Raw genomic sequence first — 13,197 nt, forward strand, 5'->3', positions numbered from 1 at the left:
GTTTAGTAAGTACGTGAGTGAAGACAAGGACGCAGATTCAACATGATTAGAGCGCTGCAACTGCTATCGGGCCTATTATTGGCTATTGGCGGAGGTTGGTTCATCTGGCTACGCAAAGATTCTCCCGGTGGGGTCTTCAATGTAACCGACACAGAAACTCTGTGGCTTGTTGCAGCTGGCCTAGTTCTGACTTTGCTCGGCCTTGTCCTATTTTTAATGGGATTATCGCCGCGTGCAAAGGTAGAGCAAATAAATTGGCGCTACCCTGAACCCGCACCTGAGCTAAACTTATCAAACTCTTCGCCATTTGCGAAAGCGCAACCCGAAACACCTGCGCCAACAAGAGAACGTCCAAGCTGGCTGCAAGAAGCGGCGGATACTTTAGACCGTAGAGATCCGACACCACAGTCTACTACACCAGAGCCATCACAGGCTTTTGATAGTTCCGACACACCTGAATACCCAAGAGAAGAACTTCCATTTGAACGTCCCCGCTTTGGCGTTCAAGCAGAAGACACTTCAAACATCTCTCTTGTCGAAACGCCACTTGCATTCGATGAAGGTGCTGAATCTACACCTCAAGAAACACCGTCAGACATCGCAATCGCTCCCTCAGCAGAGCCTGAAGCTTTCCCACTGGACGAAGAAAAAGCGTTACAAGAATTTGAATCCGAAATGGATACAAAACTTGACGAGCAAGACATAGAAACGATGGCCCTTGAAGCAGCAAATGCGGCCATGGAAACCGAAGAAGAAACTGACGAAGACGATGAATTTGATCGTCAACTTAAAGCTCTTACATCCGCGCCTGCTATTGCTGCCAGTGGCGTCGCGTTGGGATTGGTTGCCCAGGCTCAAACAGAAGATAAAGAAGAAGAGCAGCCCGCAGAACCAGAAGAAGACAATGCTGTTGCGCAAGCTGAGACAGATAATGTCAAAGCTCTGCACTCTATCCCAGCAGACACAGAACGACCTGATTTTTCTGCTGCCGCTCTTAGCGATCTTGATCTTCCAGAACTGGAAGCAGAGCCTGAATTGGCAGACGAGATTGAAGAAGAGGTCACGCCAGTTGACGAAATTGAAGAAACTCCAATCAGTGATATCACTACGGAGTTAGCTGAAATTGACGCTGCAGACACGCTGGATGATCTCGTGGATATCGAAGAAGAGCTGGACTCTTTGGATATAGATGTTGGCGACATATCAGATGAAAAGGCAGACGATCCTGCGCCCGCACAAGCTGACACTTCTGAAACCACTGAACAAATAGATGTATCAAAAGATATTGAAGAGTTTAACTCTGAAATAGCTGCGCTTGGAACTACGATAGATCTAGCAGCCGACCAAGCTGAAGAGCTTCAAGAAGAAGAGCAAATTGCTGACCTTTCTGACACTTTGCCAGATGAGCCTTCATTCGATTTAGATATATCTGACGAACTAGAGTTGACCGAGCTCGATGAACTCCCGCTCGAAGAAGAACTTTCTATTGTAGATGAAGTAAGCGCCGAAAACGTTGAAACTGAAACTGAAGCTGAAGCAGAGCAAGACGAAACTATCGAAGATACTCAACCTATACAGGCGGAAGAGCCAGAACTCTCTGAGCAAATTAGATCTGATACCGTCGTCGAAGCTTTAGAAGAGACCCCAGAAACGCCAAGCGATGCACTTCCCGATGTTGAACTTGAAGATATCTCTTTAGAACCAATTGAATTGGAAGATGACTTAGCAAGCATTGATCTACAAGATGCTGAAATTGAAGAAGCCGATGAAGCCCCTTCAGACACTATCGCTGATGATAAAGTAATCACCACCAGCGACGACAGTGAAACAGCCTCTACCGAGGAAGAGCTAGCAACTGACCAATTAGACATTGTAGAACTTGATGAACTGCCTGAAGTTGAGTTGGAAACATTAGAGCCTGTAGAAGCAATCGCGGCTGAAGCCATTGATGAGCCAAACCTAGAAGAAGCTATTCTAGAAGAGGTGGAACTTGAAGAAGTTAAGCTTGCCGCACTCACAGAAGATGAGCCTACTAGCGATGCATCTGATGAAGCTTTAAATCAGCCAGAACTAGAAGAAGAACTCGAAGACATTCATCAGGTCACAACTGAGTTAGACACTGACCTACCTTTGGAAGAACTCGAATTACCAAGTCTCGACATGGAAGATTTGGAATTGGAGCCTAACGCCGCAACATTAGAAGACGCACCTTCAGCAGAAGCAGAAGCAGAAGCAGAAGCAGAAGCAGAAGCAGAAGCAGAAGCAGAAGCAGAAGCAGAAGCAGAAGCAGAAGCAGAAGCAGAAGCAGAGCCCCTAGCTGCTAATGCGTCAAGTCCACCAAATGAACCTATGAATATTGCGGCACTTGCTCAATCAACCATGGCTGGGCCTCCAGAGAGCAACACCTCTGCACGAAGCGATATTACCCCTCCTGCACCTATTTCCGAGAACATTGAACAGAAACTAGGATCTGTATCTCACCCCCGGTTGCAGCCGGTTAAAGATGCACTTGACGCTAAGAACCTAGAGGAAGCTGATACTCTACTCGCTGAGATACGTCGCCATCTTGTGAGTGAAGGAGATGAAAACACTCCAGAGCTAGCTGAGCTGACTGCTTTGGCAGGCGATCACGCCGCTGCCTCTGGTCGTCCTGGCGGCGCGAAATGGCTATGGCGTTTAGCTCTTCAACGCTTTGGAGAAGCCGAAGCCATTGAAACACCCGCTGCAAAAGCAGTTTCAGAACGTCTGCGCCAATTTGAATACTAATTTTGAAAGCCCTTAACTGGGCTTTCTTATTAACATAGAGGCTGGGGGCAGCCACTTTGCAAACCACCAATGTCGCAATCGCGGCCTTATCACCGATATTGAAATGACAGGCAGTTCTATACTGCCTTAAACGTGGAGAACACACAGAATGGCTGAACTCTTATCCGTTTCAGGCTTTTTTACCTTACTCATGCTCTTGGCGCTACAGATCGTTCTAGGGTTTGATAATTTGCTCTATATCTCTATTGAGTCCAAACGTGTCGGCGAAGAAAAAGCCAGCATGGTACGCAAATGGGGAATAGGTCTGGCAATGCTTTTCCGCATTGTTCTATTGATCATCATTGTATCCCTCTTCAGCGCTTTAGAGGCTCCCCTCTTCAATATTCCTTTCACAGGGATCATTGAGGGGGAATTCAATCTGCAAGCCCTTGTGACGCTCGCAGGGGGGGCTTTCATCATCTATACCGCAATCAAAGAGATCTCTCACTTGATGATCGTGGACCACATAGAAAGCTCTGAAGGTGAACGCAAGAAATCTGTCACCCAAGCAATCTCAATGATCGTTGTGATGAACCTCGTCTTCTCCTTCGACTCAATCCTATCAGCTATGGCGATCGCCAACACCAAAGCGGCAGATGGTACGACGCACTACCAAGTCTGGATTATGGCTGTTGCGATTATCGCGTCTGGTATTCTCATGATTGTATTAGCTGACTATGTTGCTGATTTCTTGAAGAAGAACCGCATGTACGAAGTGTTGGGATTGTTTATCCTCTTCCTCGTGGGTGTATTGCTAGTATCTGAAGGTGGTCACTTAGCTCACCTGACATTATTCGGCTACCACATTGAAGCCCTCTCTAAATCAACTTTCTATCTCGTTATTGGTGTCTTGGTTATCACAGACATTATTCAGACAAGCTATCAAAAACGCCTATGGGCGATGAGAGAGAAAGAATTGCGTGGAGAAAACCCAGCAGTAATTGCTGATGAAGAACACGCAAAGCGCAATAAAAAAGTATAATTAAGAGTATACACAAAACATAGACTTCGACCTTCTTGTTCCAAGGTCGAAGTCTTCTCTTCAACACCTCTTTTCATACTCCCGAACCCACCTTTCAAAGTTAAACTTAGTTTTAACCTTGGTTTGGTATAGGTTTCGATAATAATGTCTGAAAGGCAACATTTCAGGCCACGGGGGAATGCAACATCTAATCTTTGAATAACTTCAAAAGATTACATAAGGGGAAATTGCATAATGAAATTATCTTTGGGGACACTAGGGTTAGCTTCACTGCTAGTCCTATCTGGATGCAAAACCGAATACGAAGAACCAACACGTCAAAAAGTAAAAGCTGCCATGGCCGAATGGGCAAGTGGTGAGACAGTTGCAGACCTCTCAAATCTTAGTTGCGATAATTTAGGCAAAGCTAAATTTTATTGCTCCTTCGATATTACCTATATTGGGTCCCCAACAGAGAAGATGGAAAAGTGTTTTTATTCATCTGCTTCTGAACTGACAATCAGACCCAATACAAGCTGCTACTAGCTAGGCAGCTTACGCCAGCCTTCGATAGTCACCTCATATTATTATACAAGGGCCACGTTTACGTTGGCCCTTTTTGCCATGCCAACTCAAAAGGATCGCACGCCAAAATATCGGGGGGGCGACAAATCTATTTTTTCTGCTATATTGCACCGCAACATAAATAGGGATTATAGAGATGACATCAGATACAATTCAAGAAAAAGCCAATGCCCTCTCTCACGCAAAAGAGCGCACTTCCGGCATTGCAATCAGCCAGTTAATCCCCCTTTACAAGCAAGCATCTCAAGCAGCCTCTACCTATTATGAACATGCTCTTAAAGCTGTTACACCCAACATAGCGCCCCAAGGTAAAATAGATAGAAACCTAATGGAATCAGAGCAACGCGCGACGCATGGTTTAGGTTGGATGTGCGCATATGTAGAAACATTGGTACAAACATACCACTGGGCCAACACATTAGCAGAGGCCAATAATTTTAGCGAAACGGACGCTCTTCTAAGTCAAATCTTATTTGCCGAATATCTCAAGCAACTCACTTGCGGCATTCCTATGACGCAGTGCGAAATAGTGCGCCCTTCAGACCTTGGAATGGACCAAGATCTGATCAACCATTTCGCAAATAACCCAGCTATCTCAACACTTACACGCCTTGGCGACACGTCCCAGATTCGCAAACGCGCAGCTCAACTTATCAAAGAGGCACAAGGCAAAGCGACAGTAGAAAACACCAATTTAGACGAAACACTGACAATGGTGCGAGACCAGTTTCGTAAATTTGCGGATGAGAAGATCGTCCCATACGCACATGAATGGCATTTAAAAGATCAACTTATCCCGATCAACATTCTCAATGAAATGTCTGAGCTGGGAGTATTTGGCCTCACGATTCCAGAAGAGTTTGGCGGATTCGGTATGGGCAAAATGGCAATGTGCGTTGTATCGGAGGAATTATCGCGCGGGTATATTGGTGTTGGATCTTTAGGCACACGTTCTGAAATCGCAGCTGAACTCATTCTCAATGGCGGCACGTTTGCGCAAAAACAATCATTCCTCCCTAAAATAGCCTCTGGTGAAATTCTACCCACTGCCGTTTTCACCGAACCCAATACTGGCTCAGACTTAGGTGCCCTCCGCACACGCGCAACTTTGAAAAACGATTATTGGAGCGTTACTGGCAATAAAACATGGATCACCCATGCTGCACGTTCGGACTTAATGACAGTGCTTGCCCGCACAAAGCCCGACACGAAAGATTTTCGCGGCCTCTCAATGTTCCTTGCAGAAAAACCCAGAGGATCAAACGATAATCCCTTCCCTGCTGACGGTATGACAGGTGGTGAAATCGAAGTTCTGGGCTATCGCGGAATGAAAGAATATGAATTGGGCTTTGATGGCTTTCAAATCCCCAAAGAAAACCTCCTTGGCGGCGAAGCCGGCGATGGTATGGGCTTTAAATACCTCATGGCCACCTTTGAAGGTGCACGCATCCAAACCGCCGCACGTGCGATTGGAACCGCCCAATTAGCCTTGGAGCTAGGTTTGAAATACGCATTGGATCGCCAGCAATTTGGTGGCCCTATCTTTAATTTCCCTCGCGTTCAAGACAAACTCGTCATGATGGCAGCCGAACTCGTGGGCGTGCGTCAGCTCACCTATTATTCTGCACGCAAGAAAGACAGCGGCCAGAGGTGTGACCTTGAAGCAGGCATGGCAAAACTCATTGGTGCGCGCGTCGCATGGGCCGCCGCAGACAATGCTTTGCAAATTCATGGAGGAAATGGGTTTGCGTTAGAATACGAAATTAGCCGCGTCTTATGTGATGCACGTATTCTCAATATTTTCGAAGGTGCAGGCGAAGTCCAAGCAATGGTCATCGCCCGCCGTTCGATTGAAGAACACCTACAAAGACAAAGGAAGTCCTTGTAGGTGCTGGTGTCTATTTCAGCTCGTGCAGATATTCGATAATCGCTTCGCGTTCATACTTACCAATATTGTCGCTCACATGCGGCATGGTCGTGCCTTTTGCAAAGCCATCAGGGTTAGCTATGAACGCGTTCATTTTTTTATTCGTCCATTTCCCCGATTTCTGGGCTAGAGCGTCTGAAAATGGATAATCTCCAAACTTCCCAATCGGTCGACCCATAACACCCTTCAATCCAGGGCCAACTTTCGCCGCTTCGCTAATCTCGTGACATGTCGCACAGGAGCCAGAGAACAACATGCGTCCCCAACTAAATTCCTTTTCAAAATCGCTCGCTTTTTGCTCCAATGGCGTAATCGCATCATATCCTGAAATATCAATCGCCTGAGCTTGCGCACTATTGCCCTCCTCAAAGCGACGAATGAACACAACAGAGTTTGCGCCCGTCAGTGCTGCAATCCAGCCATTATTCAGCACCAAACCGTCTCTCATACGGCGGTCCATATACAACGCTTCAGCATATACAATCCGGCCATCATCAGGGCGCAAACGAAATATAGTCTTCTCTTTTAGGGATAGAATTAAAACATCACCGTCCCACAGTTCAAATCCCTCTAAACCATCAATCGGAATGACGTGAGAAATCCCAATGGTCGGCACGAAAGAAAACATCGGTTTTGCATAGCCTTCATGGCGACCTTGAACAGGATTTAATTCCAGTTCTTTTCTCGGGCTACCATAATCAAAACCGTAGGACACATTGGGCCAGCCATAATCTAAACCTGGCTCGATGAGATTGACTTCATCACCACTCAAGGCAGCATGCTCAGTCTCCCAAAGACGCCCTTGACCATCAAAAGCTAGTCCTTGCGGGTTTCTAAATCCACTTGCATAAACGCTGGTTTCCCGCGTCTCTAGATTCAATGCAACGATCTTACCTAAGTGATTTCCGGAATCTGCTTGCACAGCATCCCATTCACCCTCAAAATTACCTATTCCAAACGTTCCCACAGTCACAAGCATTTGCGTGTCATCCACCAATGACATACGCCCGCCTGTCATGTGACCATTAAATCTCCAATCACGCTTGGCCATATTTACACATGCATCAAGCTTTGAGACCACTTCCCAATCACCAGATACAAATTGAATTTCATTGGATGATTTTTCAATTTCAGTTCTGCTCACATATAAGCAAATTTTTTCATCTTCCGGGGTGAATAAATGATGCGTCGCATACAAGAAAGCACGCTCTGTCCCCGCTATTGGTGAAACCAGAATATCAGTCACACGATACCAATTTTGATTGAAGGACAAATTCTCATTCAAATATTCGCGGCGCACATGATCATAGTCCATCGGCACACGAACGTCCGAGTACTCTATCGTATTGCTTGCTAGATCAAGAAAGCCGATCAAACCATTCGCAGCTGCATAGATAAGCGTATCGCCAAATTGATCGATCCCGCCGCCAGTTGCGCTTCCATCGACCTCACCCAAAATCACTTCAGTTCGTTCCAAAGTGAGATAGGCTGTTTCAAACTTAGTCCATTCTGATACAACGTTGTCAAAACGAACAGAAGGTTTAGCCGTTAGCTCACCAATCTTATTCTGCACTTTTTGAGAAATTGAGGACGGGACAAATGCAACCGCAAACAAAACCCCGCCAAGTAGAGCAACACCCATAAGCCCCGCAACTACGGCACTCCATTGCCACATAGACAATTTGAACTTTACAATTTTAAACATGCAACTCTCTCCGTGGTGAGATGAAACCCCACCTCGTTTCCTACAATGTGACAACAAAATGCATTTGAATGTCACTCAAATTTCTTCAAGTGACTTTCAAATTCTATGCCATCACAATGTCGAAAATAAGCTAAGCTGCCGTCTCTCCATGAGTTGAGGCATCAAGACCTTGCTCTTCGGATAACTCATCCACTCGCAATGGGGTAATTAACTTTACACCCAACAAGATCACAACAGATGCAATGAGTGACCACACACACACAACCACGACTCCGAGTAACTGCACACCAAATGCACTTGCAACGCTCTGCCCATCAAGGCCGGGTGCCATTGGCCCAAGCGCAGCAAGGAAAGGCAGAATAAGCGTTCCTAAAATTCCGCCAACGCCGTGAACTGCGAACACGTCAAGACTATCATCTATTTTCATTTTCACACGGATCAAGATAACCGCCATGTAACACACGATTGCAGCTAAGAACCCAATAATGAGTGCACCAACTGGACCAACCGAACCAGCCGCTGGTGTGATCGTAGCCAATCCTGCAACCATACCAGTAGCGATACCCACAAGTGTCGGTTTACCAAACTGCTTCCACTCGATAATCATCCACACGAAGGCAGCCGTAGCCGCTGAAATATGGGTGACGAGCATAGCGCGCGCCGCGTCTCCATTTGCGCCAAGTGCAGACCCACCATTAAAACCAAACCAGCCAACCCACAGCATCGCAGCCCCGATCATCACGAAAGCTGGGTTATGAGGAGGGTGCATGTCCTTTAGAAAACCTTGGCGTTTACCCATCATCATCACAAACACTAGCGCAGAAATACCCGCCGTTGCGTGCACCACAAGCCCACCAGCAAAGTCACGCACCCCAAGATCAGCAAGCCATCCGCCGCCCCAAATCCAGTGTGTCACCGGTGCATAAACAATAAGCAGCCAAACAGCGCTAAAGAGCAGGACCGCTAAGAAGTTTGCTCGCTCTGCATATGCCCCCACAATCAATGCTGGCGTGATGATCGCGAAGGTCATTTGGAACATAAAGAATAGTCCTTCAGGTATTGTTCCAAACATGGTGTCACCATCTACACCTGCTAAAAACACCTTAGACAATCCGCCCCATATCTGCCCCGCGCCTTCAGCAACTCCATTGCCATCGCCAAAAGCTATGGAATAGCCGATTGCCAACCACAAAATGGACATAAGACAAGCAATAGCAAAGCACTGCATCAAAACGGATAGTAAATTTATGCTACGAACCAAGCCGCCATAAAATAGCGCCAAGCCTGGTAATGTCATGAAAAGCACAAGTGCAGTGGACGTTAAAATCCAAGCTGTATCACCCGTGTCCGCATACGCTGGCAATCCAGCGAATAGAAAAAATGGGGCAATAGCTCCCAATCGTGCTACAGGACGTAGCGCGTTATTCATCTTGCTCATCTTCGAGCCTCCCTATTTCCCCCTTCGTCGAGGGTTTGGCTGACCCACGCACACTTCTCGCTACCGTCAACAAAAGATCATGTTTTGAAAGAAACAAGTCGCAGAATGCTTATAATTTGGGCGAGTTGAGCAAATTTTACGCACATCCCCATTGTTGCAACGCAACATAAATGTGATAATGTCACTCCTAATCCGGCGATATCTGCCGCTAATGTCGCATGATGAATAACTCGCTATTTGTGAATTTTTGAGCTAGACCTGACCTTATGAACACACCTCTTAGCATCTTGCTTTATATCGCAATGGCAGCGGTTTTTATCATCCTGGTATTCGGGTTGGTGAATCTGTTTTCCAAATCTGACAAACAACCCTCTCGATCAAATAAGCTCATGCGCCTTCGCGTTCTGGTGCAATTCATCGCGATTATTCTACTTGTCGCGATCGGATTTTCATCGGGAGTAATCGGCTAAAACTGATGCAAACTCCCGCCTTTCTCCGCGCCACATCGTCGCACGAAACACAGAGGTAGCAGACAAGATGGTCAAGCTAAACAAGATCTACACACGCACAGGGGATAACGGGACCACAGGCCTCGCAACTGGTGTGCGCGTCAACAAATGGGACCTACGCGTACGTGCCTACGGTGCGACTGACGAAGCAAATTGCGCGATCGGTATTGCCCGCCTCCATGTCGGAAATCATGCCCAATTAGGCAAATCTCTTGAACGAATTCAAAATGATATGTTCGATCTGGGCGCAGACCTAGCAACACCAGAACCCAGCGAAGAATCCGGCAAAAAACTAGATTGGGAACCCCTTAGAATTGTTCAAAGCCAAGTCGATTGGCTTGAGGCCGAAATCGACCGTATGAACGCAGATATCCCTCCTTTAGACAGTTTCATTCTTCCTGCGGGAACCGCCCTTAGTACGCATCTGCATATGGCAAGAACCATTACTCGCAGAGCAGAAACACTTATGGTAGAATTAAATGATATATCATTTGAGATTGTGTCATCAGCCTCACTCGCATATATAAACAGACTATCTGATTATTTATTTGTCGCTGCCCGGCGGGCAAACGGCAATGGAGACCAAGACGTAAAGTGGATTCCCGGCGCAAACCGGTAGTCCTTGAACTAACCTAAAGTGATCTTGACGCATGTTAAACCATTGCCTTACGGCTAAGAGTTGAAACATATTCGAGATTATACTCGACTAAACCCATATTGTGACTTCGGTCACACCAACCAATAGATTTCCGGAGACGCCTAGATGAAGGTTCTCGTACCCGTTAAAAGGGTTATTGATTACAATGTGAAGCCTCGCGTGAAACCCGACCAAACTGGGGTTGATCTAGCGAACGTTAAAATGTCCATGAATCCTTTCTGTGAGATTGCTGTTGAAGAAGCAGTACGCCTCAAAGAAAAAGGCGTGGCTAGTGAGATTGTCGTCGTATCTATTGGCGTAACTCAAGCTCAAGAAACCCTGCGTACAGCCTTAGCAATGGGTGCTGATCGCGGTATTCTTGTAACTGCAGAAGGTGATGTTGAGCCTCTAGCAGTCGCAAAAATCTTGAAAGCCGTTGTCGATGAAGAGCAACCAGGTATGGTTTTACTTGGTAAGCAAGCTATCGATAATGACAACAACCAAACAGGCCAAATGCTTGCAGCATTGCTAGACTGGCCTCAAGGTACTTTCGCGTCTGAAGTCGTCGTAGAAGATGGCAAAGTAAATGTTACACGCGAAATCGATGGCGGACTTCAAACACTCGCGCTTGAAGGGCCAGCAGTTATTACAACTGATCTTCGCCTAAATGAGCCGCGTTACGCTTCCCTACCAAACATCATGAAAGCGAAGAAAAAGCCAATCGACACGAAAGAGGCAGCCTCTTTTGGAGTCGACATTGCACCTCGCCTATCTGTTGTGAAAGTAACTGAACCACCTGCACGTGAAGCTGGTGAAAAAGTTGAAGATGTCGCAACACTTGTTTCCAAACTTAAAGCTGCAGGAGCAATCTAATGGCTGTTCTAATTATTGCAGACCACAACAACGCGTCTCTAAACGATGCTACGCACAAAACAGTCACTGCCGCCAAAACTTTTGGTGACATTGATATTCTTGTAGCTGGTGAAGGTGCAGGCGCAGTTGCCGAAGCTGCTGCCAAAATTGATGGTGTACGCAAAGTTCTCCACGCTGATGGCGCGCCATATAAAACCCAACTAGCCGAAGCAATGGATGCCCTCATCACACCCTTGATGGCAAACTATGATGCTTTGTTCGCTCCCGCGACAACAATGGGCAAAAACGTAACGCCGCGTATCGCCGCTAAACTCGATGTTATGCAGCTTTCAGACATTACAGCTGTTATAGATGCTGACACTTTCGAGCGCCCAATCTATGCAGGTAATGCGATCCAAACCGTCAAATCATCTGATGCTAAAAAAGTTGTAACTGTACGCACAACAGCCTTCGATGCAGCGGGTGAAACAGGTTCAGCTTCTGTTGAAGCAATCGAAGCTGGTGCCGGTCCTTTCAAGTCAAGCTTCGTTTCAGAAGACTTGTCAGTATCTGATCGTCCAGAACTTACTTCAGCTAAACGTATCGTATCTGGTGGCCGTGCGCTTGGATCTGAAGAAGACTTCCAGAAGTTCATCTTCCCACTTGCAGACAAACTTGGTGCAGCTGTAGGTGCATCACGTGCAGCGGTTGACGCTGGCTATGCACCAAACGATTACCAAGTAGGACAAACAGGTAAAGTTGTCGCTCCAGAACTCTACATTGCTGTAGGTATCTCTGGTGCTATCCAACACTTGGCAGGTATGAAGGATTCTAAAGTCATTGTTGCTATCAACAAAGATGAAGAAGCTCCAATTTTCCAAGTTGCTGATTACGGCCTTGTTGCAGACCTCTTTAACGTTCTTCCTGAGCTTACAGACGCTCTTTAAGCAGTTAAAAACAATATAAAAAAAGGCCCACAACCTTCAGGTTGCGGGCCTTTTTATTGGGTTACACCCTAAACTATTCCACCAACTTTTCTTCCGTCTTCTCATCTACGAGATCACGCTCTTTACGCTTTCTCTCCTTGAACTTCTGCGCTAGTTCACGTGCTAACTGCACTGAAATTTCTTGTTTACCAACAGGGAAGATGTCCTCTTCCTCTTCATCAATATGATGCTCGTAATCATGCCGCATGGAATTGAACCGATTTAACCAACCGCTAGAAGACATATCCATTTCGTTTAACTCATCTAGCACATCATCGACTTCCTTGTGCTCAGCAACCGAGTGACGCGCTTTAGACTGACCATCTTCGGTCTTCATCAAATTCGCGTAGAAGGTTTCTTCCTCGGCTGCCGCATGAGACTTCACATCGAAGTAGAATTTTTCCCATAATTGCCGACGCTGAGATGTATCCCCTGACGTCTGCGACAACTGCTCTAGCAATTCTCTATGGTGATTATGGTCTGCCTCAAGCACTTCATAAATATCCGTCATGAATTTAATCTCCTTTCACATAAACAAACGAAATGAAGGAGTATTTAGTTCCGGATGACTGAGGAAAATCGTCCTTATCAACGCATCTCCCTGTTAAAGAAATGGATTGCGCCTTTTAATGTTTTTGATTTCTTCTCTTATGCGGCATTTTTCGCTCTCCAAAACCAGAAACAACGTGTTAGCGTATGCTTTCTCGTTAACGTAGCGAGAATGACTTAGCTTCCGCTTCCCAAATGGTATATCTTTTGCTAAAGTCATGTATTGAAAACTCCCACTTACCT

11 protein-coding genes are annotated in these 13,197 nt (G+C 46.3%); 8 read left to right on the forward strand and 3 right to left on the reverse strand.

What is annotated here, in order from left to right:
- Positions 1-42 precede the first annotated feature (42 nt).
- From ACFQS8_RS10530 to ACFQS8_RS10545, 4 genes are all read left to right on the forward strand, one after another.
- On the forward strand, positions 43-2,766 hold the full coding sequence (locus tag ACFQS8_RS10530) for a midas domain-containing protein (protein WP_382167292.1): 2,724 nt from the start codon (positions 43-45) through the stop codon (positions 2,764-2,766).
- 148 nt (positions 2,767-2,914) lie between these two features.
- Positions 2,915-3,787 (forward strand): TerC family protein, encoded by an 873-nt coding sequence (locus ACFQS8_RS10535; RefSeq protein WP_382167293.1) that lies wholly within the window; start codon positions 2,915-2,917, stop codon positions 3,785-3,787.
- 234 nt (positions 3,788-4,021) lie between these two features.
- Positions 4,022-4,312, forward strand: coding sequence for a hypothetical protein (locus tag ACFQS8_RS10540; protein WP_382167294.1), 291 nt, complete (start codon positions 4,022-4,024; stop codon positions 4,310-4,312).
- A gap of 175 nt (positions 4,313-4,487) precedes the next feature.
- Positions 4,488-6,239 (forward strand): acyl-CoA dehydrogenase family protein, encoded by a 1,752-nt coding sequence (locus ACFQS8_RS10545; RefSeq protein ID WP_382167295.1) that lies wholly within the window; start codon positions 4,488-4,490, stop codon positions 6,237-6,239.
- 10 nt (positions 6,240-6,249) lie between these two features.
- Here the strand turns inward: ACFQS8_RS10545 and ACFQS8_RS10550 are convergent, their stop codons facing one another.
- Both ACFQS8_RS10550 and ACFQS8_RS10555 read right to left on the reverse strand, forming a co-directional pair.
- Positions 6,250-7,983: a PQQ-dependent sugar dehydrogenase gene (locus ACFQS8_RS10550; RefSeq protein WP_382167296.1), complete on the reverse strand. Its 1,734-nt coding sequence runs from the start codon at positions 7,981-7,983 to the stop codon at positions 6,250-6,252.
- A 130-nt stretch (positions 7,984-8,113) separates the two neighbouring features.
- On the reverse strand, positions 8,114-9,412 hold the full coding sequence (locus ACFQS8_RS10555; protein WP_382168598.1) for an ammonium transporter: 1,299 nt from the start codon (positions 9,410-9,412) through the stop codon (positions 8,114-8,116).
- A gap of 275 nt (positions 9,413-9,687) precedes the next feature.
- On the opposite strand from ACFQS8_RS10555, the gene ACFQS8_RS10560 reads away from it, so the two are divergent.
- The 4 genes from ACFQS8_RS10560 to ACFQS8_RS10575 all read left to right on the forward strand — a co-directional run bounded on the left by ACFQS8_RS10560 (position 9,688) and on the right by ACFQS8_RS10575 (position 12,366).
- Complete coding sequence (locus ACFQS8_RS10560) at positions 9,688-9,891, forward strand: twin transmembrane helix small protein (protein ID WP_382167297.1); 204 nt, start codon at positions 9,688-9,690, stop codon at positions 9,889-9,891.
- A gap of 67 nt (positions 9,892-9,958) precedes the next feature.
- Positions 9,959-10,549 carry a cob(I)yrinic acid a,c-diamide adenosyltransferase gene (locus ACFQS8_RS10565; protein ID WP_382167298.1) on the forward strand — a complete coding sequence of 197 codons (591 nt, stop codon included), beginning with the start codon at positions 9,959-9,961 and terminating at the stop codon, positions 10,547-10,549.
- A gap of 144 nt (positions 10,550-10,693) precedes the next feature.
- Positions 10,694-11,440 (forward strand): electron transfer flavoprotein subunit beta/FixA family protein, encoded by a 747-nt coding sequence (locus ACFQS8_RS10570; RefSeq protein WP_382167299.1) that lies wholly within the window; start codon positions 10,694-10,696, stop codon positions 11,438-11,440.
- Positions 11,440-12,366, forward strand: a complete 927-nt coding sequence (locus tag ACFQS8_RS10575; RefSeq protein ID WP_382167300.1) for an electron transfer flavoprotein subunit alpha/FixB family protein — start codon at positions 11,440-11,442, stop codon at positions 12,364-12,366. Before ACFQS8_RS10570 ends, ACFQS8_RS10575 begins: the two co-directional genes overlap by 1 nt.
- A 73-nt stretch (positions 12,367-12,439) precedes the next feature.
- Here ACFQS8_RS10575 and ACFQS8_RS10580 read toward each other — a convergent pair whose 3' ends face one another.
- Positions 12,440-12,916: a hemerythrin domain-containing protein gene (locus ACFQS8_RS10580; protein ID WP_382167301.1), complete on the reverse strand. Its 477-nt coding sequence runs from the start codon at positions 12,914-12,916 to the stop codon at positions 12,440-12,442.
- Positions 12,917-13,197 lie beyond the last annotated feature (281 nt).

It is taken from the genome of Hirschia litorea (genome assembly GCF_042665075.1).
Classification (GTDB): domain Bacteria; phylum Pseudomonadota; class Alphaproteobacteria; order Caulobacterales; family Hyphomonadaceae; genus Hirschia; species Hirschia litorea.